General features: G+C 64.3%; 28 protein-coding genes and 1 tRNA gene. 8 read left to right on the forward strand and 21 right to left on the reverse strand.

Annotated features, from left to right (window positions below; genetic code table 11):
• Positions 1–4: 4 nt before the first annotated feature.
• Both Q7V31_RS02480 and Q7V31_RS02485 read left to right on the forward strand, forming a co-directional pair.
• A complete protein-coding gene (locus Q7V31_RS02480) occupies positions 5–403 on the forward strand; it encodes a F0F1 ATP synthase subunit epsilon (RefSeq protein ID WP_304732232.1) in 399 nt (132 codons plus the stop codon).
• Between the two features lie 368 nt (positions 404–771).
• Positions 772–1596 (forward strand): ferritin-like domain-containing protein, encoded by an 825-nt coding sequence (locus tag Q7V31_RS02485; protein ID WP_304732233.1) that lies wholly within the window; start codon positions 772–774, stop codon positions 1594–1596.
• A gap of 221 nt (positions 1597–1817) precedes the next feature.
• On the opposite strand, the gene Q7V31_RS02490 is transcribed toward Q7V31_RS02485, so the two are convergent.
• Positions 1818–2606: a hypothetical protein gene (locus tag Q7V31_RS02490; RefSeq protein WP_304732234.1), complete on the reverse strand. Its 789-nt coding sequence runs from the start codon at positions 2604–2606 to the stop codon at positions 1818–1820.
• Between the two features lie 372 nt (positions 2607–2978).
• Between Q7V31_RS02490 and Q7V31_RS02495 the strand changes: the two genes are divergently transcribed.
• Together Q7V31_RS02495 and Q7V31_RS02500 are read left to right on the forward strand one after the other, a co-directional pair.
• Positions 2979–3932, forward strand: a complete 954-nt coding sequence (locus Q7V31_RS02495; protein WP_304732235.1) for a hypothetical protein — start codon at positions 2979–2981, stop codon at positions 3930–3932.
• A gap of 119 nt (positions 3933–4051) precedes the next feature.
• Entirely contained in the window at positions 4052–5101 is a 1050-nt protein-coding gene (locus tag Q7V31_RS02500; protein WP_304732236.1) for a hypothetical protein, read from the forward strand.
• A gap of 166 nt (positions 5102–5267) precedes the next feature.
• Here Q7V31_RS02500 and Q7V31_RS02505 read toward each other — a convergent pair whose 3' ends face one another.
• The 7 genes from Q7V31_RS02505 to rsfS all read right to left on the reverse strand — a co-directional run bounded on the left by Q7V31_RS02505 (position 5268) and on the right by rsfS (position 12334).
• Positions 5268–5804: an RNA pyrophosphohydrolase gene (locus Q7V31_RS02505; protein ID WP_304732237.1), complete on the reverse strand. Its 537-nt coding sequence runs from the start codon at positions 5802–5804 to the stop codon at positions 5268–5270.
• Positions 5805–5823: 19 nt separating this feature from the next.
• The gene (locus Q7V31_RS02510) at positions 5824–7044 is read right to left on the reverse strand and encodes a divergent polysaccharide deacetylase family protein (RefSeq protein ID WP_304732238.1); all 1221 of its coding nucleotides are present in this window, start codon (positions 7042–7044) and stop codon (positions 5824–5826) included.
• A 49-nt stretch (positions 7045–7093) separates the two neighbouring features.
• Positions 7094–8425 carry a S41 family peptidase gene (locus Q7V31_RS02515; protein WP_304732239.1) on the reverse strand — a complete coding sequence of 444 codons (1332 nt, stop codon included), beginning with the start codon at positions 8423–8425 and terminating at the stop codon, positions 7094–7096.
• Positions 8426–9772, reverse strand: a complete 1347-nt coding sequence (locus Q7V31_RS02520; protein ID WP_304732240.1) for a murein hydrolase activator EnvC — start codon at positions 9770–9772, stop codon at positions 8426–8428. It lies immediately after the preceding gene.
• Entirely contained in the window at positions 9765–11330 is a 1566-nt protein-coding gene (locus tag Q7V31_RS02525; RefSeq protein ID WP_304732241.1) for a hypothetical protein, read from the reverse strand. The genes Q7V31_RS02520 and Q7V31_RS02525 overlap by 8 nt, the downstream gene beginning before the upstream one ends.
• 109 nt (positions 11331–11439) lie before the next feature.
• Positions 11440–11922 (reverse strand): 23S rRNA (pseudouridine(1915)-N(3))-methyltransferase RlmH, encoded by a 483-nt coding sequence (gene rlmH, locus Q7V31_RS02530; protein WP_304732242.1) that lies wholly within the window; start codon positions 11920–11922, stop codon positions 11440–11442.
• Between the two features lie 79 nt (positions 11923–12001).
• A complete protein-coding gene (gene rsfS, locus Q7V31_RS02535) occupies positions 12002–12334 on the reverse strand; it encodes a ribosome silencing factor (protein ID WP_304732243.1) in 333 nt (110 codons plus the stop codon).
• Between rsfS and Q7V31_RS02540 the strand changes: the two genes are divergently transcribed.
• Positions 12333–12479 (forward strand): hypothetical protein, encoded by a 147-nt coding sequence (locus Q7V31_RS02540; RefSeq protein WP_304732244.1) that lies wholly within the window; start codon positions 12333–12335, stop codon positions 12477–12479. The genes rsfS and Q7V31_RS02540 overlap by 2 nt on opposite strands.
• A 161-nt stretch (positions 12480–12640) precedes the next feature.
• On the opposite strand, the gene Q7V31_RS02545 is transcribed toward Q7V31_RS02540, so the two are convergent.
• The 9 genes from Q7V31_RS02545 to Q7V31_RS02585 form a co-directional block, all read right to left on the reverse strand.
• Positions 12641–13252 (reverse strand): nicotinate-nucleotide adenylyltransferase, encoded by a 612-nt coding sequence (locus tag Q7V31_RS02545; protein WP_304732245.1) that lies wholly within the window; start codon positions 13250–13252, stop codon positions 12641–12643.
• Positions 13253–13265: 13 nt separating this feature from the next.
• Positions 13266–14555, reverse strand: a complete 1290-nt coding sequence (locus tag Q7V31_RS02550) for a glutamate-5-semialdehyde dehydrogenase (RefSeq protein ID WP_304732246.1) — start codon at positions 14553–14555, stop codon at positions 13266–13268.
• A 69-nt stretch (positions 14556–14624) separates the two neighbouring features.
• Complete coding sequence (gene proB, locus Q7V31_RS02555) at positions 14625–15746, reverse strand: glutamate 5-kinase (RefSeq protein WP_304732247.1); 1122 nt, start codon at positions 15744–15746, stop codon at positions 14625–14627.
• Positions 15743–16789 (reverse strand): GTPase ObgE, encoded by a 1047-nt coding sequence (gene obgE / locus Q7V31_RS02560; RefSeq protein WP_304732248.1) that lies wholly within the window; start codon positions 16787–16789, stop codon positions 15743–15745. The genes proB and obgE overlap by 4 nt, the downstream gene beginning before the upstream one ends.
• Entirely contained in the window at positions 16786–17319 is a 534-nt protein-coding gene (locus Q7V31_RS02565; protein ID WP_304732249.1) for a GNAT family N-acetyltransferase, read from the reverse strand. The genes obgE and Q7V31_RS02565 overlap by 4 nt, the downstream gene beginning before the upstream one ends.
• A 1-nt stretch (position 17320) precedes the next feature.
• Positions 17321–17845: a GNAT family N-acetyltransferase gene (locus Q7V31_RS02570; protein ID WP_304732250.1), complete on the reverse strand. Its 525-nt coding sequence runs from the start codon at positions 17843–17845 to the stop codon at positions 17321–17323.
• A 109-nt stretch (positions 17846–17954) separates the two neighbouring features.
• A complete protein-coding gene (gene rpmA, locus Q7V31_RS02575; protein WP_304732251.1) occupies positions 17955–18233 on the reverse strand; it encodes a 50S ribosomal protein L27 in 279 nt (92 codons plus the stop codon).
• Between the two features lie 20 nt (positions 18234–18253).
• Positions 18254–18565, reverse strand: a complete 312-nt coding sequence (rplU, locus tag Q7V31_RS02580; RefSeq protein ID WP_304732252.1) for a 50S ribosomal protein L21 — start codon at positions 18563–18565, stop codon at positions 18254–18256.
• A gap of 120 nt (positions 18566–18685) precedes the next feature.
• A complete protein-coding gene (locus tag Q7V31_RS02585; protein WP_304732253.1) occupies positions 18686–19483 on the reverse strand; it encodes a phosphatidylcholine/phosphatidylserine synthase in 798 nt (265 codons plus the stop codon).
• Positions 19484–19595: 112 nt separating this feature from the next.
• Between Q7V31_RS02585 and Q7V31_RS02590 the strand changes: the two genes are divergently transcribed.
• Positions 19596–19685, forward strand: a tRNA-Ser gene (locus Q7V31_RS02590).
• Between the two features lie 213 nt (positions 19686–19898).
• On the opposite strand, the gene Q7V31_RS02595 is transcribed toward Q7V31_RS02590, so the two are convergent.
• Both Q7V31_RS02595 and Q7V31_RS02600 read right to left on the reverse strand, forming a co-directional pair.
• Complete coding sequence (locus Q7V31_RS02595) at positions 19899–20057, reverse strand: hypothetical protein (protein ID WP_304732254.1); 159 nt, start codon at positions 20055–20057, stop codon at positions 19899–19901.
• A 67-nt stretch (positions 20058–20124) separates the two neighbouring features.
• On the reverse strand, positions 20125–20766 hold the full coding sequence (locus tag Q7V31_RS02600; protein WP_304732255.1) for a TetR/AcrR family transcriptional regulator: 642 nt from the start codon (positions 20764–20766) through the stop codon (positions 20125–20127).
• 92 nt (positions 20767–20858) lie between these two features.
• Between Q7V31_RS02600 and Q7V31_RS02605 the strand changes: the two genes are divergently transcribed.
• Complete coding sequence (locus tag Q7V31_RS02605) at positions 20859–21320, forward strand: anthrone oxygenase family protein (RefSeq protein ID WP_304732256.1); 462 nt, start codon at positions 20859–20861, stop codon at positions 21318–21320.
• A 190-nt stretch (positions 21321–21510) separates the two neighbouring features.
• Here the strand turns inward: Q7V31_RS02605 and Q7V31_RS02610 are convergent, their stop codons facing one another.
• The gene (locus Q7V31_RS02610; protein WP_304732257.1) at positions 21511–22083 is read right to left on the reverse strand and encodes an alpha-ketoglutarate-dependent dioxygenase AlkB; all 573 of its coding nucleotides are present in this window, start codon (positions 22081–22083) and stop codon (positions 21511–21513) included.
• Positions 22084–22172: 89 nt separating this feature from the next.
• On the opposite strand from Q7V31_RS02610, the gene Q7V31_RS02615 reads away from it, so the two are divergent.
• Positions 22173–22649, forward strand: coding sequence for a hypothetical protein (locus Q7V31_RS02615; RefSeq protein ID WP_304732258.1), 477 nt, complete (start codon positions 22173–22175; stop codon positions 22647–22649).
• Positions 22650–22740: 91 nt separating this feature from the next.
• Here Q7V31_RS02615 and katG read toward each other — a convergent pair whose 3' ends face one another.
• On the reverse strand, positions 22741–24903 hold the full coding sequence (gene katG / locus Q7V31_RS02620) for a catalase/peroxidase HPI (protein WP_304732259.1): 2163 nt from the start codon (positions 24901–24903) through the stop codon (positions 22741–22743).
• Positions 24904–25128 lie beyond the last annotated feature (225 nt).

Consider the following 25128-nt stretch of genomic DNA (forward strand, 5'->3'; position numbering starts at 1 on the left):
TTCGATGGCTGACAAGCTGCAATTCGATCTCGTCTCGCCCGAGCGCCTGCTCTTTTCGGGCCAGGTCGACATGGTGGCGATTCCCGGCGCCGAGGGCGACATGGGCATCATGGCGGGCCATGCGCCGGTCATGTCGACGCTGCGTCCCGGCATCGTCAATATCGACGAGGCCGGCAAGCCGCAGCAGCGGATTTTCGTGCGTGGCGGTTTTGCCGAAGTGACGCCCAAGGGCCTCACTGTGCTGGCCGAGTTCACCGTGCCGCTGGCCGAGCTCGACGCTGCCGCGCTCGACCGCGAAATCGCCCATGCGCAGGAAGACGTCACCGACGCCAAATCCGACGCCAAGCGTCAGGCGGCGCAGGAAAAGCTCGACCACCTGAAGCAGCTCCGCCAGGTGATCTGAGGATCGGCGATTGCACGCTCTTTCCACCCTCCCCCTGAGGGAGGGTCAAACCGCTGCAAGCGGTTTGGGGAGGGGTGCTCCGTTGTCGGCGGATGCAGGAATCTCGATTATGCGTCGCAGTTCCCCGCTTACCCCTCCCCGAAATTTCCTTCGCTGACGCTCAGCAAATTTCGACCCTCCCTCAGGGGGAGGGTGGAAAAAGAAGCAGTGGATAGCGCCCCAACCCCTTGCAAAGCCCCGCATTTTCCGCCCATGCGGCAATCGGCCTCGCGGGTCTTCACCGCGTCATGCTCCTGATTATATAGTTTTTGTGTCACAAGGGTCGGCCGCGTGGCCGCCCGAACGGGCCCTCAAGGGCAAAGGAACGCATGACCCGTCACTGGACGCTCGACGACATCGCCTGGCAGGATTTCGACCCGACAAAGGTCGATCCCGAGATCCTGCGCGCCGTCAAGGCGGCCGCGATGGTCGAATTCAACGCGCCCGATTACGTGACCTATCTCTGCAACGTCTTTTCCGACCGTCCCGACATCAAGGAAACGATCCACAAATGGGGCGCGGAGGAAGTGCAGCACGGGCAGGCGCTGGCGCGCTGGGCCGAATTGGCCGATCCCGATTTCAATTTCGATGAAGCCTTCAAGCGTTTTCGCGACGGCTATTCGATCCCTGTCGACGCCATCCAGTCGGTGCGCGGCAGCCGCGGCGGCGAGCTGATCGCGCGCTGCGTCGTCGAGAGCGGCACCTCGTCTTACTACGCCGCCATCAAGGATGCGACCGACGAGCCGGTACTGAAACAGATCGCGGCCAATATCGCCGCCGACGAATTCCGCCACTACAAACTTTTCTATGACGGCTTCAATGCGCTCGACGAGGCAAAGCCCTCGATCCTCGCGCGTATCCGCGTTGCGCTCGGCCGCATCTCGGAAGCCGATGACGACGAACTGGCCTGCGCCTATTACGCCGCCAACACGCCGGCCGATGGCAGCGTGCCTTATGAGCGTGTGCGTTTTGCGAAAGCCTATGAGAAGCGCGCGCTCGGCCTTTATCGCCGCCAGCATGTCGAGCGGCTGATCTCGATGGTCGGCAAGGCCGCCGGCCTCCGGCCGCAGGGCCGGCCGATGCGCGCGGTGATCGCGCTGGCCTGGCGCTACTGGCGTTTCCGCAACTGGCGTCTGGCGCGTGCGGCGGTCTGAACCGCGCCGTCCGTTTCAGCCGGCCGGGCGCCGTTCCATTTCATCCTCGACATAAAGAAGTGCCGCTTCGCCGTCTTGTGCCGCGCCGGCAAGGGCCGGGGCGACGCTGGGACTATGCCGACTACGCCTTCCGGACGCGAATTCTTCCGTTGGCGGAGGAAATGCGGGCGATCGGAGCCGGTTGGGAGGAGTGAAGCGTCTGCCGGCTGCGGTGCCGCGCTTCACGTTCCGGGCGGTCCGGTTGTCTTGTCCGCAAAATAGAGAAGGGCGGCCTGGCCGGTATCGACGCCATCTTCCAGCGCGGGGGCTGCCATGTCGGGCATTGTGCCGAGTTCGGTGTCATGTTGGATGCTGTCGCCGCGCGCCACGGCAATATTTCCGAGCCCGGCCAGCGTCAGCCGCTCGGCGGTCTCGGTCTCGATGATGACGACGCCGAGATAGCCTTGGAAGGGCGCGGCATAGACGATGCGGCCTGCGGCGGGACTGCGCAGCATGCATCCGTAGGGCACGGGCACCACATAGCTCGTTGCGTGGCGTTTCGCCGTGCCGTTCGGTTCGGAAAGAGCGCCTGGCGGAGCCTTTGTCCAGATCCTGTTGGCGTCCCAGCTGGCGACGCGACCCGACTTGTCGAAGCAGCCGGGCCGGACCGAGGCCTCGACCTGCGCGACAAGCGTCACGACTTCCGCCGCGATATCAACTGACTGTGCGAGCGAAAGATCCTCGCTTGTGAGCAAGGTCGCCAGGCGCGATGGAGCGGCCGGCGGTGCCGCGAAGGTTGAGAGGTCGGTGCAGAAGGCGGCGAAAGTGTCGTGGCTTTCCGGATGCCCCGTTCCGCGCAAACAGTCGATGAGATGAGCGGGGCCTGAAAACGAGGGTCTTTCAAGCGGTCGCGGAATTGTTTCTTCAACGACATCGCTATAGGCCATGCTGAAAAGGCGATAGGCCGCGCTCCGCGTGTCTTCGCTTAGAACAAAGAAGAAAAAAACGATAGCGAGCAATATGCGTGTCATGGACAAGGCATCCTCCGGATGCCGGACCGTCCCCGCCGTCCATGTCGCCTGTTGATTGGCACCCGGACGCTTGCCGCCTTTTCATCTGCCCACAAAAAACATGTGGTGGCCAGCGAATTCGGATGAACAGGTGAAACGTGAATTTGCGGCGACTTAAACAGTTCGGACTTCCCATGACCCAATATTAAGCGCTAGATATGAACAAATGGGTGGCCGGGCGACGAAATCGGTGAGGTTTTCGTGCCGCTTGTTGTTACTCAGGATACGGAAAATGTCCGGCGCTCTCGCAATGGGTTGACGCCGGATGCCGCTGGCAGGCGGCAATCGCCCGATTTCCGCGCCAATCGCTCGCCGTTCCGGAAAATAGCATTGATGAATGTCGTCGGCGTTCCGCTCTCCCGGGGCGGTTGGTTGCTGATGATGTCGATTGCCGCTGCTCTTGTTGCAGCCGGGCTGGCGGTGGCCATTCTGGTCGGGGTAAATCCTGCGGAGTGGAGCAAGTTGTCGGTGCGCGCGCCCGATGCGCTTTCGCGCATTGGTGAAGTCCGAGCATCGGAAGACCGCGGCGCGGCCGGCTTCGAGAGACTTCTTGTCGAAGCGGCCGTTTCCCGGCAGGTCAGCCTTATTGCGCTGCAGGGCTATCTTCTGACCGGCGCGGCGGGCTTCAAGGCCGAATGGCAGGTTGCCGTCGCCAGGTTGCAATCCGCGGCGGAAGGACTTGAAACCGATTCCGGTTTCTGGACCGATGGGCAGCATCTCGTTCAGCTGGTCGAGATGAAGCGGCTTGTCGGACAGTTCGTCGCCGAGCAGCAGGCGGTGGCGGAGATGATCGGAACCGTCACCCGTTTTCCCGGACGTCAGCTTTTCAACGAGGATGTCGGACCGGCGCTTGCCGAGGCGCAGGCGATCTGCGCCGACGTGCTGGGCGCCATGCTGGCCGGTTCCACGCCTGAAGATGCTGCGGCGATCGATCCCGTGGCGCGTTTGCGCGGCGATCTTCAGGCAATGAGAGCGGCGCTTGCGATCTATGCGGCCACGGATGGCAATGTGGCAATGCCGGATCCCGCCAGTCCGGCGCGGCTTGCGGCCATGATCGACACGCTTCATGCCATCCGTATGGATGTTCCGGCCGCGATCAGGCCGAAGCTCGACAGGCTCGCCTACCTCATCGGGTCATCCGACGAAAACCTGCAACGAATTTCAGCCCTGCGGACAAGCCGGCGTTGGGACTATGCGGATTATGCCTTTCGCACACGGATCATGCCGCTGGCCGACAGGCTCCGTGCCATCAGCGACGTCTGGGAGGGAGGCGTCAAACGGGAATGACCGGCGACAAGCCTGCCTCTCGCCCGGGGTCTCTCCGGCCGCCCGTCGCCCAACGCGATGATGGTGCGCCGCCGGCCCCATGGATTGACCGCGCCGGGGGCGATGCCGGCAGGAATGAGATGCCCTTTGTCGTCAACCGCGATGCGGAGTTTCACTGGCGCACCCGATACCGGCTTCAATCGGGTGTGCGGGAACGGCCGCACCCGGCAAGCCATGCGGCGGCGCGTGCCGTCGATAGTCGCGCGCCTTCGGGCGACGTTTCCGATGCGCCCCAACGCCTGTTCGCGTGGCCGCGTCCGCACTGGTGGTGGGCATGGCTTGCGGTTTCTCTTTCCATACTCGGCGGCGGGATCGCGCTTGTGACCTCCGGCGAGCGCGGCGTGGCGATCTGGACGGCGCCGGCCGGGCATGATGCCGCGCGGATGGCCGATGGCGATTTCGAGACGGTGCGCGCCGCTCTTTCCACGTCCCGCGAGACCAGCCTTGTTGCCCTTCGCGGCTATATGCTGACCGGCGGCGCGGGGTTCGGTGCCGAGTGGCGCGATGCGGTGGCGCGCCTTCAGGCTGCGACCAACGCGCTCGAAATCCAGTCCATGTCGTGGACCGACGGGTTGATGCTGGTTCAACTTGTCGAGATGAGGCGGCTGGTCGACGGCCTTGTCGAGGAACAGCAGGCTGTCGCCGCGCTGATCGGCACCGCCGGCCGCTATCCCGGATTGCAGCTCCTCAACGAAGATGTCCGCCCGGCGCTCGACGAGGCCCAGCGAATCTGCGTCGAGGTGCTCGATGTCATGCTGGCGGTTTCGTCGCCCGAGGATGCCGGCGCCATCGGTCCCTTTGCGAAACTGCGCGGCGATCTCGACGGTCTCCGTGCCGCGCTTTCGCGCTATGCAAGTGGTCGTGAAGCCCTGCCGCCCGCCGCCGCGCGCCCGGCTGAACTTTCCACAATGCTGAACGAGGTTGCCGCCGCCCGCGCCGGCGCGCCAGCCGCGGTCCAACCGAAAATCGACCGGATCGTTTTGCTGCTCCAGACCGCGCAGGAAAAACTGGAACAGGCGCTTTCGCTCCACGTCCACCGCGACGAGGCGGAACACGCCTATGCGACACGCGTCGTGCCGCTCGCCGAGGCGCTCCAGCGGGTTGTCGCGGCGTGGGTGGGGGCGCGTTGATCGCGTCCGGCAGCGGCCGGGTGCCGGGTTCGGCGCGAAAACGGGGATAAATTATTTTTCAGGCGGGGATAAAGCATGCTCCCGGACCCGGTTATCCCCGGGCCGGCGGCCATTTATGACAGTTTTGTGACAGTTCAGTGACAGAGGGGGTGTTTTTGCCGCCAATTCACTGTCCCGGTACCGCCAGCGGACCCAGTTCGACGATCAATTGTTCGTAGACAGAGCGCTTGAACGGCACGATCAGGCCCAGCAATTCGTCGAGCGGTACCCAGGCCCATTCGCTGAATTCCTGGTGATCGTCGGCGGCAATATCGATGTCCCGGTCCGTCCCCAGAAAGCGCATCGCGAACCATTTCTGCTTCTGCCCGCGATATTTTCCTCTCAGCGCGATGCCGGCGAGATGCGGCGGCAAATCGTAAGTGAGCCAGTCCCTCGTCTCGCCGATGATGCGTGCCTTGTCGGTTCCGGTTTCCTCTTTCAGTTCGCGCAGTGCCGCATCGCGCGGCTCTTCGCCGTCGTCGATGCCGCCCTGTGGCATCTGCCAGGTCAGCGCGGCGCCCGTCAATTCGTGCGCGCCGCCGCTCATCATTCGATTGCCGGCCCAGACGAGGCCATCGCGATTGATCAGCATGATGCCGACGCAGGGGCGATAGGGCAGCGTTGCGGGATCGACCGGCGTGGTGTTGTCGCTGTGGCGCGGCATGGCGGTTGTTCTTCCTTCGTCAGTTCGCGACGGCGGTCACGGGAACCAGAACGAAGTTCCTTTCGCCGAGCGTCGCCGCCCATTTCGCCACGGCATCGACCGTCACCGGGAAACCCGAGGCGACGCCGATCGCGACACCGTCGGCTGCCACCTCTTCCAGCACGTCGAGCGAGGTTGCGATCACTTGCGGGTTCTGCACCGGATCAATGATCCGCGTCGCGAGCACAACGGGCATGCCGGCGTCGCGCGCGAGCTGCGGCGCGACGCTGCGTGCCGAGGCGCCGTTGTCGACATAGAAAAGCCCGCGCGCCTTCAGCGTGCCGATCATCGCCTCGACAGCGACAACCGATGTCGTGAAGCGGGCACCCTGATAGTTCATCACGCCGGCATAACCGGTGAAGCGGCTCATCAGCCATTCAAGCCGCGTCAGGTTTTCTTCCGGCGAAAGACTGGTCAGAAGCGTGTAGGGACCGGGATCGTTCTGCGGATAACCGAACGGCTCCATCGGCAGTTCGAGCAGCACTTCATGGCCGGCGGCGCGCGCTTTCGATATCCAGTCCTGGAGGTTGGGGCCGTAGGGCGCGAATGACAGTGTCACTTCGGGCGGCAAGGTCTCGATGGCATGCGCCGTCGCGCTTTCGCTGATCCCCATGCCGCTGACGACAATGGCGACACGCCGCGTCGCCGGCGTGCCGGCGGGCACGGGCCGCGCATAGACCTGGTAGGGGCGGCGGCCATCCGGTGCGATTTTCGGCAGCGGTCCTTGTGCGGAATTTTCAACCAGCGCCGGATCGGGGACCGGCGGCAAGACGATCGGCGGCGCGGTGTCACGCAAGGTGTCGCCGCCGGAGACGCTTTCGGCACCGACGATGCGCACCTGCGATGCGACGTCCTCGGCAATCGTGCTCTCCTCGAGCCGCCGCGCCGCGTCGACCAGGGCCTGCTCTTCGTCGCTCAGCTCGTCGGATATTTCCGGTACGGTCGCGGCAATGTCGTCGTCCGCATTGACGTCGGTCTCATCTGCGACCGGCGTCTCGACCGTTTCCTCGACCGCCAGCGCGAGGCGCACCACGGGTTCGCCGGCCAGACGATTGTCGGCAAGAAACAGCCAGACAAGCGTGCCGCCATAGACAAGCGCGACAAGAAGAGTTGCCACGGCCAGAGCGCCGAATCCGATCCGCTCGCTCTGCGCTTGCCCGTCGCTCAGGCCAGCGCTCTTCGCCCCTATCTTCGCACCCATGCTTGCAATTCGTCTCCGGCTGCGACGGGGCGTTTCGGACAACCCATTCTCAGTTGGCCATGGCGCTCGATGTCGTGCCGCCGATAAAGGCAGCGTCTTTGCGAACACCGTTCATCAGATCGATGGCGTAGAGAAGTTGCCGGTCCTCGGCCTTGTCCTTGGGCACGAAGCTGTCGGAGCCGCCTTGCTCGTCGCCTTCTTCGGCCGCCAGATGGCCGGGCAGGGCCGACTCGCCGATCGTGCTGGCTTTCTTCTTCGTCTCGTCGTCGGGATCGGTCTGGAGGACGATGATGTCCGGCTCGATGCCCTTGGCCTGAATCGAGCGGCCGGCCGGCGTGTAGTAACGCGCCGTCGTCAGGCGCAAGGCGCCGTCGGAGCCGAGCGGAATGATTGTCTGCACCGAACCCTTGCCGAAGGAGCGCGTTCCCAGAACCGTCGCGCGGCGATGATCCTGAAGGGCGCCCGCCACGATTTCGGAGGCGCTGGCCGAACCGCCATTGACGAGCACGATGATCGGCTTTCCGCGCGTGATGTCGCCGGAGCGCGCGTTGTAGCGTTGCGTGTCTTCGGCATGGCGGCCGCGCGTCGAAACGATCTCGCCGCCATCCATGAAGTCGTCGCTGACCGAGATTGCCTGATCGAGCAAGCCGCCCGGATTGTTGCGCATGTCGATGATGTAGCCCTTCAGGCGCGCCTGACCGATCTCTTTCGTCAGATCGGCAATCGCCTTGCCGAGCAGGTCGGACGTCTGTTCGTTGAACGATGTGATGCGGATATAGCCGATGTCGCCCTCGCGATTGAAGCGCACCGACTTGATGGTGATGATGGCGCGCGTCAGCTTCACGTCGAAAGGCTCGTCACGGCCCTGGCGGACGACCGTCAGCGTCACCGACGAGTTGGACGGCCCGCGCATCTTGTCGACTGCGTCGCTCAGCGTCATGCCGAGGATCTGCGTGCCGTCGATATGGGTGATGTAATCATTGGGGCGCATGCCGGCGCGGCTGGCCGGGGTGTCGTCGATCGGTGTGACCACCTTGACGACGCCGTTTTCCATCGTCACCTCGATGCCGAGGCCGCCGAATTCGCCGCGCGTCTGCACCTGCATGTCGCGGAAGCTCTTGGGCGTCAGATAGCTCGAATGCGGATCGAGCGAGGTCAGCATGCCGTTGATGGCCGACTCGACCAGTTTGGAGTCGTCTGTCGGTTCGACATAGTCGGCGCGCACGCGCTCGAAAACGTCGCCGAACAGGTTCAACTGGCGATAGGTGTTCTGATCATTGGCATAGGCCGCCGAATTCAGCGCGCCGGGCTGGAAGGCCAGCAAGGCGCCGACGGACAGGCACAGGCCGACGGTGAAACCGGCGAAAACAGACTTGTTCATTTACCCACTTGCCTTCTTGTCACTCATCGTCAGCCAGGGTCGGGGATCGATCGGGCTGCCGTCTTTCCGGATTTCAATATAGAGCGCGGGGCCGCGGCGTGCTGTCCCGTTGCGTCCCGTTTCGTCATTTCGTGCGGCCGGATCGTCGCTGGACGGCGATGAACCCATCGTGCCGACGGGCTCGCCGGCTAGAATGCTTTGGCCCACCGCACCGTCGATCCTCGTCATGCCCGCCAGCAGCACATGGTACCCTTCGCCGACCGATATGATCAAGAGTTGCCCGTAGCGGCGAAACGGGCCCGCATAAGAGATTCTACCGTCAAAAGGGGCAATAATGTGTGCATCCGGGCGCGTTTCGATGATCAGCCCCTGATTGGTGCCGCCGATCCCGTCCGGTGCGCCGAAGTGCTGGACGATCCTGCCGGCCACCGGCGGGCGGATCAGCCCCTTGGCGTCCGAAAACAGCCGCGAGGAGGGCATGGCCGGCGGTCCGGCGGGCGGCCGCAGCACGGCCATGCGGGCATCTGCCGGCTCGGCGCTTGAGGGCGCTGCCGGCGGTTTTGCCGCCGCTTGCATCTGGGGTCGCGGCTCGGGCCGGTGCATCGGCAGTCTTTCGGCCGCACCGGCTTCCAGGCGTGCAATGAGGTCGGTCAGGTCGGTCGCCTGCCGCGACAGGCGCTCGGCGCGGGCCTGTTCGCTTTCCACCGCTTCGCTCAGCTTTGCCTGTTGTTCGAGCTTGCGCTGCAGCAGGGCCTCAAGCGTTGTCCTTTCGCCATCGAGCAGGACCTTCGTCTCGCCGAGCGTTTCGCGTTCGGCCATGATGTCGCGCCGCAGCCGCGCCAGCTCATCGAGGCGCAGGCGCAGTTCGGCGGCTTCGGCCTGAAGTTCGGGGACGGCGGCGCCGAGCAGCATGGCACTTCTGGCGGAGGCCAGCGCGTCGTCGGGGCGCACGGCCAGCGCCGGCGGCGGCTGCCGGTCAAGGCTTGTCAGTGCGGCGAGCAGTTCGGCCATTGCGGCGCGGCGGCGTTCGAGTTGAACGGTGACCATCGCCTCGGCGGTGCGCAATTCCTGCAAACGGTCCTCCGAGGCCGAAACGTCGGCTTCCCGCGTTTGCACGCGCGCCGCCGTTTCGATCAGCGCGCGACGTATCTCGTCTGCTTCCCGGCGGGCGGCCTCGGATTGCGCCTCGAGCGCTTTCCTTTTCTCGAGGCTCGATTCGATCTGCCGTTGCAGGGAGTCGAGTTCGCCGGGTTCAGCGATCTCGGCCTGCGCGCCATGAAGTCCGCTTGCGCCCAGTGCCGCCGCCAGCAGCAGCACCTTCGGCCGGATGTGCAGGAAATCAGGCACTGATCCGGCTCTGCGCTTCGCTCGCCGCGAGCAGCGAACGACCGGTCATCCCGGGCGGCGCGCGCAGCCCGAGAAGCTGCAGCAGCGTCGGGGCGACATCGGCAAGGGTGCCGCTGTCCATTGTCAGGCCGCGCGGTCCGCCGGCCAGCACGAAGGGTACGTCGGACGTCGTCGTTGCGCGCCAGGGGCCGCCGGTTTCCGGATCGATCATCAATTCGGCTTTGCCATAGGTACCGCAAAGCGCCAGAACGCCGCCGCGTTTTTCAATCTGTGCGGCGATCTTTCCGAGACATTTGTCGACCGCCTCGATGGCGGCGATGGTCGCGCGCATATTGCCGGTGCGCCCCAGCATGGCGGCATTGGCGAACTCGACCACAATGACGTCGCGGTCGCGCGCCTTGAGCGCGGCAAGCACTTCGGCCGTCAACGTCGCCGATGCAAGCTCGGGACGCTTGTCGATGCGCGCCGGCGTTTCGGCGACGAGCACGGTCTCGCCCGGAAAGAGTTCCGGATGGCCGCCGCGTGCGAAGTTCCAGAAATTGCTCTCGACCGCGGTTTCCGTCAGCACCAGCTGCGTCTGCCCGCCGCGCGACAGGGTTTCGCTGAAGCTGGCGCCGAAGGTGGCGCTTTGATAAAGCGCTTCGACGCTGTCGCCGGGGGGCGCGCCCATGCTGACGAGCGAACAGGTGCCGCAAAACGCCGGCGCCCGTTGTGTCAATCCCGTTCCGACCGGATCGACAAGCGCGTTCATCAACAGCTGCGCGTCGTTCGGCTGCAGGTTGACCAGCAACAATGCGTCGTCCTGCCGGAACCCGCGATAGCCGGGGGCAAGCGCCGGCGGTATGCGGTCGTCGCTGAGACCCTTGCGATAGCATTGATCGAGATAGGCGGTCGGATATTCGGCCACCGGGCCGGTCGCCTCGGCCAGCGCGTGCCAAGCCTCGGCGAGCGCCGCCGGATCGGCATTTTCGTCGAAGCCGTAGGCGCGGCCCATGATGCTGGCGAGCGCCGCATTTTGGGCACCGGCGATGTCGTCGAGAAATTCGGCCAGATGTTCGATGCCGCTTTGCGGCCTTGTGTCCTGGCCGTCCATGACCGCATGGATGCAGACCTTGACGCCCTCATGGCTCAACAGCGCCGCCAGCACCGCCATATGACGTTGCTGTCCGGCAATGCCCGATGGCGTCACCATGCCGATCAGGTGCACGGCGCCGCCCAGCGGCCTGACGCGAGCGATCAGCTTTTGCAGCGTCGGATGGGTGGCGAGGCTTGCCGCGCCATTGCCATGCAACCGGCGCGCGATGGCGGTTGCCGATTGTTCGAAGGCACGGCCCGCGCCCAGCGTTGCATAGGCGGCTTGCGGATAGGCCGCGCCGCCGGGCGCAATGCCGATCGCGCCGCCCGCCGCCGCCAGAAATGTGCGCGGCGCGGTTGCGGCAAGCCGGTCGTATATCGGCGTCCGTGCCAGCGCGATGGCGTTTGCCTCGCGCTCCGCCCGGACGCCCCAGCCGTCCAGCAGAGCCAGAACAAGGGGTCGAACGCCGGTCATTGAAGCCATGTTGATCCAGAAAATACGCGCGCCATCGAGCGTCGAATCGCTGCGCCCTCGGCGAGCGGAATGTCAAATTAGTGCATGTGCTGCAGGGTGTCCACTTGCCCGCCATCGGTCAGGCGCGATGATAGGGGTGACCGGAAAGTATCGTTACCGCACGGTAAAGCTGCTCCGCCAGCATCACCCGCGCCAGCATATGTGGCCAGGTTGCGGGACCGAAGGCGAGAATATGGGCGGCGCTGTCGCGGATCTGCGGGGCGAGGCCGCCGGCGCCGCCAATCAGGAAGGCGACATCGCTCGTGCCGCCGTCGCGCCAGTCGCCCAGACGTTTTGCAAATGCTTCGCTCGGTTCGGCGCGGCCGCGTTCGTCCAGCGCCACGATCAACGCGCCTTTGGCGGCGGCGGCCTGCAGCAATTCGCCTTCACGCGCTTTCAGGGCGGCGTCGCCAAGGCGGCGCTTTTCCTCCACCTCGACAAGTGGTGCGGTTGCGATGCCGATGGCGCGGCCGCTCGCGTCGAGGCGGGACAGATAGTCGTCGAGGAGTTGCTTTTCCGGTCCGGCACGCAGCCGGCCCACGGCACAGATTTGAACGCGCATATACTCCCCGTCCGGCCCGGCGCCGGTCAATTGCGAACGCGGGGAGAAGCGCCTGGCGCGGTCGTGAGGGAGCGTCGCCTCAGACGGCCAGCTGGTCCGCCGGGATATCGGCCGACCACATCTTCTCCAGCTTGTAGAACTCGCGCACCTCCGGCCGGAAGACGTGGATCAGCACGTCGCCGCCGTCGATGAGCACCCAATCGCCCTGTTTCATGCCCTCGACCTGCGAGGTTCCGAAGCCCGCTTCCTTAAGGCGGCGGACGAGATGGTCGGCCACGGCGCCGACATGGCGCTGCGAACGGCCGCTCGCCACCACCATGTGATCGGCAATGGGCGTCTTTCCGGCGAGGTCGATGGAAACAATGTCTTCTGCCTTGTCCTCATCCAGGCTCTTGATGACGAGCGCGAGCATGGCGGACGATCTTTCGGCGGCAGCCGCTTGCGCGGCGGATCGGGCTGCTTCGGCCCCCGCCGCCTCGGCGGCTTTCGGGGTCTTCCTCGATGCGGCGCGCTTTGCGACGCCGCCTTGCTTTGTGGTACTTGCCCTTGCGGGCTGACGCTGGACCTTGCGGTCCGTTGATTGACTGGTCAGGAACAGGCTCCTTGTTCTGGTGACTCCGACAAGGCCCGCGTCCGATGGCGGACACCGGCCTACCGACAATAGGGTTCGCGGGCGTCAAGTTCAATGACCGGATTTACAAGCTTCTGCGACGGCCCGTCACGTCCGCCGCGGCCAGCCGCCATGACGGCGGATTTCGGTCGCCGATTGGCGGTTTTCCGGCCCTTCGAGAAAGATCAGCGCCGGCGGCGCGCGGCCGGCCAGCAGATGGCCGTCGCTGGCATCGAACGTGTAGGCCCGGAGCGCCGTTGCGGCGGGCGACAGGCGCGCCTTCAGTGTGTATCCCGGCCTTGGATAGACGGCGATCGGCGCGAGGCCCACGATTTCGCGCCAACGCTGCCAGCGCGGCAATTCGATCATGTTGTCGGCGCCCATCAGCCAGACGAAGCGAATGTCGGGATGGCGTTCCGCCAGCGCCGCCAGCGTGTCGACGGTGTAGCGCGTGCCGAGGCGGGCTTCGATGTCCGACACGCAGATACGCGGGTCCTGCGCCATCGCCTCGGCCGAGGCGATGCGGTCGGCATAGGGCGCCATGCCGGTTTCGGACTTCAGCGGATTTCGCGGCGAAACCAGCCACCAGACACGGTCGAGATGAAGCGCGCGCAGGCACATTCGCGTGACATGCAGATGGCCCTCATGCGCCGGATTGAAGGAGCCGCCGAGTAGGCCGACCCTCAGGCCCGGTGCCAGCAGCTCGCCGCGCCGCGTCATGTGCGTTTGTCTGTCAGGGCCGCACCTGGCCGTTGCCGCGCACCATGTATTTGAAACTGGTCAGTTGCTCGACGCCGACCGGCCCGCGCGCATGGAACTTGCCGGTGGCGATGCCGATCTCGGCACCCATGCCGAACTCGCCGCCATCGGCAAATTGTGTCGAGGCATTGTGCAGCAGGATGGCGCTGTCGAGTTCGGTCAGGAAACGGCGCGCCGTCGCCGCATTTCCCGTCACGATCGCTTCGGTATGTGCCGAACCGTATTCGACGATATGCGCCATCGCTGCATCGATGCCACCGACCACGCGCACCGCGATGATGGCGTCGAGATATTCGGTGATCCAGTCTTCTTCCGTTGCCGGTTTGACACGCGTGTCGACAGCGCGCGTGGCGGCGTCGCCGCGCACCTCGCAGCCCGCGGCCAGCAGCGCCTCGACCAGCGGCTTCAGATGTGTCGCGGCACAGGCCTCGTCGACCAGCAGCGTTTCGGCGGCGCCGCAAATGCCGGTGCGCCGCAGCTTCGAATTCAGAACGATGTTGCGCGCCATGTCGAGATCGGCGTCGCGGTCGACATAGACATGGCAGATCCCTTCGAGATGGGCGAAGACCGGCACGCGTGCCTCATCCTGCACACGGGCAACAAGGCTCTTGCCACCGCGCGGCACGATGACATCGAGATGACCGTCAAGCCCGCGCAGCATTTCGCCGACGGCGCCGCGATCAGCGACCGGAACCAGCTGGATGGCCGCTTCGGGCAGGCCGGCCGCGATGATGCCTTCGAGCAGTGCGGCATGGATCGCCTTGCTTGAACGCAGGGCTTCCGAGCCGCCGCGCAGGATCGCCGCGTTGCCGGATTTCAGGCAGAGCGCGCCGGCATCGGCCGTCACATTGGGGCGGCTTTCATAAATGATGCCGATGACACCGAGCGGTGTGCGGACGCGCTCGATATGCAAGCCGTTGGGGCGGTCCCATTCGGCGATCTTGGTGCCGACGGGATCGGGCAGGGCGGCGATTTCCTCCAGCGCGCGGGCAATCGCCTCGACGCGTTTCGTGTCGAGTGTCAGACGGTCGATCATCGCGGGCGCCAGACCATTTTTCACGGCATCCGACACGTCGTCGGCATTGGCGGTCAGAATGTCGTCGACATTGGCGCGCACGGCCATGGCGGCGGCCAGCAGCGCGGCGTCTTTCTGCTTGGTCGGGATGCGCGCGAGCGTGGTCGCGGCGGCGCGCGCGGCGCGGCCGATCCCGGCCATCAGGGCGGCGACGTCCTGCTTTTCCGTGCTCATTTTCACGATCGTCATGGGGCGGTCCCCTTCCTCTGCACGCGGCCTCGCGAAGTATCTCAGGCCGCCGCGCCGGTTTCAACGGTCTCAGCTTTTCTTCAGCACCAGATCGTCGCGATGGATCATTTCGGCGCGACCGGAATAACCAAGCAATTCCTCGATTTCACCACTCGAATGACCGGCGATCTGTCGCGCATCGGCACTTGAATAGGCAACGAGGCCGCTGGCGATTTCGCGGCCCGCGCCGTCGCGCACGCTGACCGCGTCGCCGCGGTCGAACGTGCCGTCGACCGCAACGACGCCGGCCGGCAGCAGGCTGCGGCCCTGCACCAGCGCCTTGACGGCGCCGTCATCGATCACCAGCGTGCCGAGGCTTTTCAGCGATCCCGAGATCCAGCGCTTGCGCGCCGCATAGGGCGTCGAATGGGCGGCGAACCAGGTGCAGCGCGCGCCTTCCTCGACGGCTTGCAGCGGATGCAGACGGCGGCCGTCGGCAATCGCCATGCGGGCACCGCCTTCGGTGGCGATGCGGGCGGCCGCGAGTTTCGTTTTCATGCCGCCGCGCGAATACTCGCTGGCGGCGCCGCCGGCCATCGCTTCGATTTCGGGCGTGATCTCGGCGATTTCCGGCAGATGCGTCGCGCCGGGCAGATGGGGCGGTGCCGTGTAGAGGCCGTCGACATCGGAAAGCAGGACCAGGCAATCGGCCGACATCATGCTGGCGACGCGGGCGGCGAGGCGATCATTGTCGCCATAGCGGATTTCGGTCGTCGCCACCGTGTCGTTCTCGTTGATGACGGGTACCGCGCCGAGTTTCAGCAGTGTCGAGATGGTCGAGCGGGCATTGAGATAGCGGCGGCGCTCTTCGGTGTCTTCCAGCGTCACCAGAATCTGCGCGCAGGAATGGCCATAGGCCGACAACATTTCCTGGAACGCATGCGCAAGCCCGATCTGGCCGACCGCGGCGGCGGCCTGGCTTTCCTCGAGCTTCAGCTTGCCGGGCGCCAGCTTCAGCGCGCGCCGGCCGAGCGAAATGGCGCCGGAAGAAACGATCAGCACTTCCTGGCCGCGCGCCCGCATGCGCGCCACATCTTCGACCAGCGCCTGCAACCAGGTGCGGTTGAGCTTGCCGGTTTCGGCATCGGTCAAGAGCGCCGAGCCGATCTTGACGACAACGCGCTGCGCTTGCGCGAGATATGAGGTGCTCATGGCTTCCAGCCCTCTTCGTCCTCGTCCTGCGCTTCGGCCTTGCGTTCGCGCGCCCGGTTTTCCGCGATCGCATCGGCAACGAGCCGCAGCACGGCGGTCACGCCCTCGCCCGAAACGCCCGACAGGAGATGCACCTTGCCGCCGCTCACTTCTTCCAGCCGCTGCTTCTTCTCGGCGCGTTCCTCTTCGGTCAGCGCATCGGCCTTGTTGAGGGAGAGAATTTCGGGCTTGTCCTCGAGGCCGGCGCCATAGGCTTCGATCTCGCCGCGAATCACCTCATAGGCTTCCGCCACATCGTCCTGCGTCCCGTCGACCAGATGGATCAGGATGCTGCAACGTTCGAGATGGCCGAGAAAACGATCGCCGAGGCCGGCGCCTTCATGCGCGCCTTCGATCAGGCCCGGAATATCGGCCAGCACGAAGCTGCGCGTATCGACGGTGACGACGCCGAGACCGGGATTGAGCGTGGTGAAAGGATAGTCGGCGATTTTCGGTTTGGCGGCGCTGACGGCGGCGAGGAAGGTCGACTTGCCGGCATTGGGCAGCCCGACAAGACCGGCGTCCGCGATCAGCTTCAGCCGCAGCACGATCCATTTCTCGATCCCGTCCTGACCGGGATTGGCGTGGCGCGGCGACTGGTTGGTCGAGCTCTTGAAATAGGCATTGCCGAAGCCGCCATTGCCGCCCTTGGCGAGCACGATGCGCTGGCCCAGTTCGGTCATGTCGGCGATCAGCGTCTCGCCGTCTTCCTCGAACACCTGCGTCCCGGCGGGCACCTTCAGCACCACATCGGCGCCATTGGCGCCGGAGCGGTTCTTGCCCATGCCATGCATGCCGGTCTTGGCCTTGTAATGCTGCTGGAAACGGTAATCGATCAGCGTGTTGAGACCCTCGACGCATTCGATCACGACCGAGCCGCCGCGGCCGCCATCGCCGCCGTCGGGTCCGCCATATTCGATGAACTTCTCGCGCCGGAAGCTGACGGCGCCAGCGCCGCCATTGCCCGAACGGATAAAGATTTTCGCCTGGTCGAGAAATTTCATTGGCGATCCCATTTCTCGCGATGGAGAGCGTAACTGTATTGTTCGATCTCGGCGCCGCGCGGGTTGGACCAGATCGTACTTTCCCCGATGCGCCGGAAACCAAGTTTCTCCAGTATGTGCCCCGAGGCAGGATTGTCAGATGCGTGGCCGGATTCGATCAGGGTCAATCCCAGCTCGTCGAATGCAAATGCAACTACTGCTTCCGCCGCCTCCGAGGCGAAACCCCGCCCCCAGCTCATCTGGTCGAACCAGTATCCGAGCTCGCCCCGGCCTTCACGCAGCTCGTCGATGTCGGTGCATCCGATCATTGTGTTCTTGTGAACGACCGCAAACCGGTAGGCTTCGCCGCGTTCCCATTCGCCGGAAATCTGGGCGATCCACTCACGGCAGTTGTCGAGCGTCGATGGATAGGGAGCAAGGCGTAGCATCCTGATCACGTTCCAGTTGGACTTGATCTCATGCATGCGTTCGGCGTCGCTCGCCGTGAATTGCCGCAGCTGCAAACGCGCGGTATCCAGTATCCGTTCCATCCTACACGTCCGTTCGCGCCAGCCGCATGGTCAGGCAGCGCAGATTTTCCTGCCGCGCCACGCACCAGCGGTGCTCCTCGCCAGTATAGCGGAAGCCCAGTTTCGTCAGCACGCGGCCCGAGGCATGGTTCTCGGCAAAGTGACCGGAGATGATCGTTTCCGCACCGAAGCGGACGACCGCGTCCGTCAGTACGGCGCGCGCCGCCTCGGTTGCATAGCCGCGGTTCCAGAAGGGCTCGCCGATCCAGTAGCCGATCTCATGCGTGCCGTCGGCATGGGCCTGAACGCCGCAACCGCCGACGAAACCATCGCCATCGGTCACCGCATAGCCGAACTCCTCACCCTCCTGGCGCATCGCCGTCTGTCGCGCAATCCATTCATGCGCCATGTCGAGCGTGTAGGGAAAGGGCATGCGCGCAAGCATCCGGGCGACATTCCAGTTATTGGCCAGCGCGGCCAGCCTTGCAGCGTCGTCGTCGCGCAGCGGCCGCAGCAGCAATCTTTCCGTTCTCAGTTCTTCCTGCATCGGGGAATTCCTTCCAACCCCGAAAGGGCACGAAAAAAGGGAGATGGCGGCCCATCTCCCTTTCGTATTTCGATGGTCGCCACCTTGCGAGGTGGCGTTCACCCCGCGATCAATCCGCCGCGTTCGACGGCATCGCCGCCGGGACGACCGACACGAAGGCGCGGCCGTTCTTGCGCTTGCGGAACTCGACGGTGCCCTCGCGGGTCGCGAAAATCGTGTGATCCTTGCCGATGCCGACATTGTCGCCCGGATGCACCTTGGTGCCGCGCTGGCGTACGATGATGTTGCCGGAAATGACGTTCTCGCCGCCGAACTTCTTGACGCCGAGACGGCGGCCGGCGCTGTCGCGACCGTTGCGGGAGGAACCGCCTGCCTTTTTGTGAGCCATGTGTCTCTACTCCCTGCCGCTTAGCCGGCGATGTCGAGGATCCTGACCAGCGTCAGGTCCTGGCGGTGGCCGTTCTTGCGGCGATAATTCTGACGGCGACGCTTCTTGAAGATCGTCAGCTTCGGCCCGCGGGTCTGTTCGACCACTTCGGCCTTCACTGTGGCGCCCTGAACGAGCGGGCTGCCGACTTTCGGCGCACCTTCGCCGCCGACCATCAGCACATCGCCGAGATCGATCTTGTCGCCGGCCTTCGCCTCGATCCGCTCGATTTCGAGCACATCGTCTTTTGCGACCTTGTATTGTTTGCCGCCGGTCCGGATGACTGCGAACATCGCTTAACCCACCATGTAACGAAAAAAGCCCGACGCGCCACCCTTGAAAGCGGCACGGGCCGAATTGGCGGGCAATATACAGGGGGAAGATGGCCTGTCAAGCCGCGGAAGGGCTTGATTTCAGGGCTTTTCAGCCGCTTTCAGGTCGTCGGCCGTGCGCTTGACGCAGAGAACCAGAAAATAGAGCGAGACCGCCCAGAAGCCCCAGAAAGCCGCGGGCGCGGCCTCGGCGGGCGCCAGTGCCGGGGTGCTGGCCAGCACCAGCCAGAGCGCCAGACCGGTCCAGAGCGCCGTCATGGCCAGCGTCAGGGGCCGGAGCGCCTCGACCCGGAACGGGTGGACGAATTTCAGCGGTACGAAGGTCAGGATGCCCAGGGCCCCGATTACCGCCAGATTGATCCATGGGCCGCTGCCGGCAATGAAGAAATAAAGCACCACCAGGTTCCAGACCGCCGGGAAGCCCGAGAAATAATTGTCGCTGGTCTTCATCTCGCGATTGCCGAAGCAATAAAGCGAGGTCGTCATGATGAAGGCGGCGGCCGGGATTTCCCAGCCGGGCGGCACCATGCCGAAACGGTAGATCAGCAGCGCCGGGATCACCGTATAGGTCAGATAGTCGATCACGAGGTCGAGCACGGCGCCGTCGAAGCGCGGCGCATATTCGCTGACGCGGACCTTGCGGGCCATCGGCCCGTCGAAGCCGTCGATGATCAGCGCGGCGCCGAGCCAGAGCAGCGCCAGATGGAGATCGCCGGCGATCAGCGCCGCGATCGCCAGCAGGCCGGTGACGACGCCCGAGGCCGTGAAAGCGTGAACCGCCCAAGCCGCCGCAACGCGGCCTTCGGTTTCGGATGGTCGTCGGGGTCTGCCTCGGTGCCGCTCATGGGAAATGAGTCTAGCAGGCAGGGCGCGCTTCACCTATGGGCCTGAAATCAGGGGCGAGAAAGCCTTGTGCCGCGCGCCGCCCGCGTCTACATTCCGCGCCGTTTCGACCATGCGGGCGGCCTTTACGGTCCGGCCCGTCCTCTGCGGAGAGGTGGCTGAGTGGTTGAAAGTACCGCACTCGAAATGCGGCGTGCTCGCAAGGGTACCGTGGGTTCGAATCCCACCCTCTCCGCCACTAAAAAGGGGCCCCTTCATGGGGGCCCTTTTTAGTGGCGGAAGAGCGGATGCGGCGAGAACCTAGGTTCGACAAAACGCGCCAGCGTTTTGGGGCGAGCGGCTTGGCCGCTCTACCGCTAAGCCGTCAGGTTAAGGACGAAAACAGGCCAAAGCCTGTTTTCGCCAATCCCACCCTCTCTTCGACCCCTTCCGGGTCGTCCGCAATCGTCGCTCAACCGCCTCTCAGCACATTGCGGAACGTCATCGAGATGCGCCGTCCGCGTGGTCGCTTCTTGCCCTCGACAATGTCGGCCATGCGCGCCGGGGTTTCATGCGTCCAGTCGTAGCGCGCCGCACCGGTCAGGATCAGCAGCGCGCGCGGTTCGAGCATGACGGCATGTCCGCCGGCCTGCGCAAGAGCCGACCGCAGCGATGCGCCTTCGCCCTGTCGAGCGAACCTAGGGCAGCAACAAAGCCACAAGAGCGTCGGTCAGCCAGGTGGCGTATTGCGCGGGTGAAAGGCCTTCCACGTTCGTTACGAACAAGAAGAGCTCGGGACTGGCCAGCCGGACAAGGCTCGCTATGGCAGTGTCGCGATCGATTCTGAGTGGCCCGTGCCTGAGCAGGGCATCGACGAGTATCGCAAGATTGAGTGTGCGGCCTCGATGCAGCCCAACATAAAGTTCTTTCAACGCCGGTTCAGATTCTGCTGCGGCGCGAACCACGGCCATCAGCGGCGCAACGCGTCGGAGGACCTCGACAATGTCCTTGGCAAAGAGCGCGATTTGGCTGCGTTGATCAAGCGCCTCCAATACTGCGCGCGGTCCAGCCTGATCCATGAGGGCGGTTCCCGGCTGGAGACCGCGAACCGACGCGACGACGACCGCCTCTAGAAGAGCGAACTTGCTGCCAAATCCGGCATAGATCGTCTCGACGGAAACGCCCGCCCGCCGGGCAATGGCGGCGATGGTGGCCTTTTGCCAACCCTCCCGGATGAAGAGGTCCTGGGCTGCCGAGAGCACGGCGGCGCGCGTATCGGACGCCTGGGCGGCACGGTGAACCGAGCGATATTTTCGTCTGGGCTTGACGGGTTGTGTCATTTGGATACATATATACTGCAATTAATACGCTGTCACTATATCAATTCCAGACCGCCTGATGAAACGGGCTGCTGAGCGAAGGAGTTTGCGACATGCCAACGATGACGACGGCTCTGCAGGTCCTCGGCCTGCTGCTGATTTCTCTCATAGTGGGTTCGATGTTCGGAATCTGGGGCGGCTACAATCCCGCGACCTTTTCGCCGGCGACCTTCGTCGAGGTGCATCAAGGGGCCGTCCGCGGGCTCAACGTATTGCTGCCCTCGATGGGTCTTGCCTGCATATTGGTCGCCGTGACGTTGGCTTGGCTCGGACGCGGAATGCCACAATCGCGCTGGCTCTACATCGCGGCGGCCGTTGGAATGGTAGCGGCCGCGCTGATCACGCGCTTTGGCAATCAGCCGATCAACGCCGTCATCATGACATGGGGGGCAGTCCCGCCCGACGGGTGGCAGATGTTCCGGGATACCTGGTGGAAGTGGCATCAGGCGCGTTTGGCCGCAGGCTTCTCCGGGGAACTGCTGCTCATCGCCGCGATATTCACTCACCGAGGCTAGACCCGGAAGCTAAAGCTGGCCCTCCGATGATATTGCCGGTCGCGGGCTGATAGCGCGAACTCGAACGCTATTTCAAATCAGGTTCCGGCAAGGCCGCGGCGATGAAGAGGTTTCTCTGAAAACAGGCCAAAGCCTGTTTTCGCCAATCCTACCCTATCTCCGACCGGCTTCAGGATGGCCTGCATCCCGCTCAACCGCCTCTCCGCACATTGCGGAACGTCATCGAGACACGCCGCCCGCGCGGTAGCCTCTTGCTGTCGACAATGTCGGTCGCGCGTGCCGGGATTTCATGCGTCCAGTCGTAACGCGCCGCACCGGTCAGGATCAGCAGTGCGCGCGGTTCGAGAATGAGCGCATGCTTTTCGCCGTTCTCTCGATGACGAAATCGCATCTCGCAGGCCGACAGCAGGCTCAGCGACGCAATCCGGTCGGCGAAGCAGGGCACGCAATCGACATGCGCGCTGATGCCCTGTCCCGGCAGATATTCATTGGCGATCATCTGATCCGGATGGCGCCCGAATGCCGTTCCGGTTTTCAGCCGCGCGCAGACCGGCGACAGCCAGTCCGGGAGGGTGCCGAGAAAAGCATCGGCGGTCACTGCGCGGGCGCGGTAGTCGTAGCGCCAGCCGAAATGCTGCACGCGCCGCTTCATCTCGGTGTTCCATTCGCCGGTGTCGAGCGTGCCGACGAGTTCGCGTTCCTCGGCGGCGGTGACGAAGTCCGGCAGATAGATCGCACCCTGCGGTAGCTGAATCGCGTTCATGCCGACCGATTTTCAACGCGCTATGCTGTGTTTTCAAATCGAATTCGCCATGTGGGTCGCGGCGATGGCTTTTGGGAGTGGCAGGGACCATGAGAAAGCACAGTTATTTTGCCTCCCGTTTTCGCGAGGGCTGGCCGGATCCGGAGGAGATTGCGCCTTATTTTCTCGCCCCTCCCGGGAAGCGGTGGTTCTTCGAGACGCGGAACGACAGTGCCGGCCTGACGGCCGAAGGCGTCGACGGCACCGGCCATTTCGGTCCGGCCGACCCGCGACGCATCACGATCTATCTCGACATGTGGGGACATCCGGGACTCGGCGTGCAGCTCACCTGGCGCAAATGGGGTGGTGGCAATAACGAGACCTACTATTCCAGCGGCGACATTTCGCGTCTCGGCGAGCATGTGCGCAACCTCCATGACACGTTGCTGCCGGTCGGCTTGTTCATTCCCTATGAGGATGCATGGGTGGCCGTGAAAGCATTCATCGAGACGGAGGGCAGGAGGTCGGAGAGCATCGCGTGGATAGAGGAACGCGCGCTCCCCGCCGGGACGTTTCCTTCGCCATAGATGCTTGTCATTTAATACGCTGGCTCCAACAAAAAACGCCGCCCCCGGATCATCCGGGGACGGCGCATGTTGCTAAACGCAAGCCCGAGTATCAGGCCGCGAGGTCGAAGCGATCGGCGTTCATCACCTTCGTCCAGGCCGCGACGAAGTCCTTCACAAACTTCTCCTTGGCGTCGTCCTGCGCATAGACTTCGGCGTAAGCGCGCAGGATCGAGTTCGAACCGAAGACGAGGTCGGCGCGGGTGGCCGTCCATTTCGTCGCGCCGGACTTGCGGTCGACGATGTCATAGAGGTTCGAACCCTTCGGCTCCCACTTGTTGCCCATATCGGTCAGGTTGACGAAGAAGTCGTTGGTCAACGCGCCGGGGCGGTCGGTGAAGACACCGTGTTTGGTGCCGCCATGATTGGTGCCGATCACGCGCATGCCGCCGACCAGCGCGGTCATCTCCGCGGCCGTCAGCCCGAGAAGCTGCGTGTGGTCGAGCATCAGTTCTTCCGGCGTCACCGCGTAGCCCTTCTTCAGGAAGTTGCGATAGCCGTCGGCCAGCGGTTCCAGCACGTCGAAGGAAGCGGCATCCGTCTGCGCGTCGGTCGCGTCGCCGCGGCCGGGCGCGAAGGGCACCGTCACATTGACGCCCGCCGCTTTCGCCGCCTGCTCGACGCCGAGATTGCCGGCGAGCACGATGACGTCGGCAAGGCTTGTGCCGGTTGCCTTGGCGATCGGTTCGAGCGCGGCCAGCACTTTCTTCAGCCGCGCCGGTTCATTGGCTTCCCAGTCCTTCTGGGGGGCAAGGCGGATGCGGGCGCCATTGGCGCCGCCGCGCATGTCGGAGCCGCGATAGGTGCGGGCACTGTCCCAGGCGGTGGCGACCATCTCGGCCGTCGAAAGCCCGCTCGCGGCGATCTTCGCCTTGACGGCGGCGACGTCGTAATCCTTGCGTCCGGCGGGGATCGGATCCTGCCAGATCAGCTCTTCCTTCGGCACGTCGGGGCCGACATAACGCGCGCGCGGTCCCATGTCGCGATGGGTCAGCTTGAACCAGGCCCGCGCGAAAGTGTCGGCGAAATAGTCCGGATCGGCCATGAACTTCTGGCAGATCTTGTTGTAGATCGGGTCGACCTTCATCGCCATGTCGGCATCGGTCATGATCGGATTGTGACGCACCGCCGGGTTCTCGGCATCGAGCGGCTTGTCTTCTTCCTTGATGTTGACCGGTTCCCACTGCCAGGCGCCGGCCGGGGATTTCTTCAGTTCCCAGTCATAGCCAAACAGCAGCTTGAAATAACCCATGTCCCATTTGGTCGGGTCGGTGGTCCAGGCGCCTTCGAGGCCGCTGGTCACGGCGTTGTTGCCGACGCCGCGCGTCTTCTTGTTGAGCCAGCCAAAGCCCTGATCTTCCGGTGCGCCGCCCTCAGGCGCCGGCCCGAGATTGGCCGCATCGCCATTGCCATGCGCCTTGCCGACGGTGTGGCCGCCTGCCGTCAGCGCCGCGGTTTCCTCGTCGTCCATCGCCATGCGCTTGAAGGTTTCGCGCACTTCAAGCGCGGTCTTTTGCGGGTCGGGCTTGCCGCCGACGCCTTCGGGATTGACGTAGATCAGGCCCATCTGCACGGCAGCCAGCGGGTTCTCGAGCGAATCCGGCTTGTCGTCGCTTTCATAGCGGCTGCGGCCGAGCCATTCCTTTTCGGCGCCCCAATAGGTGTCCTTTTCGGGATGCCAGATGTCCTCGCGGCCGAAGCCGAAGCCGAAGGTCTTCAGGCCCATCGATTCATAGGCGATGGTGCCGGCTAGGATGATCAGATCGGCCCAGCTGACCTTGTTGCCGTATTTCTTCTTGAGCGGCCAGAGCAGGCGCCGCGCCTTGTCGAGATTGCCATTGTCCGGCCAGGAATTGAGGGGGGCGAAGCGGATATTGCCGGCGCCGCCGCCGCCGCGCCCGTCGGCGAGGCGATAGGAACCGGCCGAGTGCCAGGCGAGACGGATCATCAAGCCGCCGTAATGGCCCCAGTCGGCGGGCCACCAGTCCTGGCTGTCGGTCATCAGCGCATGCATGTCTTTCTTCAGCGCCGCAAAGTCGAGCTTCTTCAGCTCTTCGCGGTAGTTGAAGTCCTTGCCCAGCGGATTGGTCTTGCTGTCGTGCTGGTGGAGAATGTCGAGATTGAGGGCGTTCGGCCACCATTCCATGTTCGATGTGCCCGTGGTCGTGGCGCCGCCATGCATCACCGGGCACTTGCCGCCTGCTGTCTTGCTCATCTGCCTTTCCTCCTTTGCCTCGGGTTGCGCGATCTTATATTATAATTATTCTAATTAAAATATACCGCGCTCCACGCTAAAAACAAGCCAATTTTTTGGAATACAAGCTGAAGGGCCAGGACGCCGGTCGGGGCCGATCTCCGGCCATCGTGGGCTTCTTCAAGGCGAGAGTCTTCAAGAATGCGACGTCGATCGTGCCGGCCGGCGCTGTGCCCGACATTGACA

Source organism: Parvibaculum sp. (assembly GCF_030651915.1).
In the GTDB taxonomy this organism is placed as follows: Bacteria; Pseudomonadota; Alphaproteobacteria; order Parvibaculales; family Parvibaculaceae; genus Parvibaculum.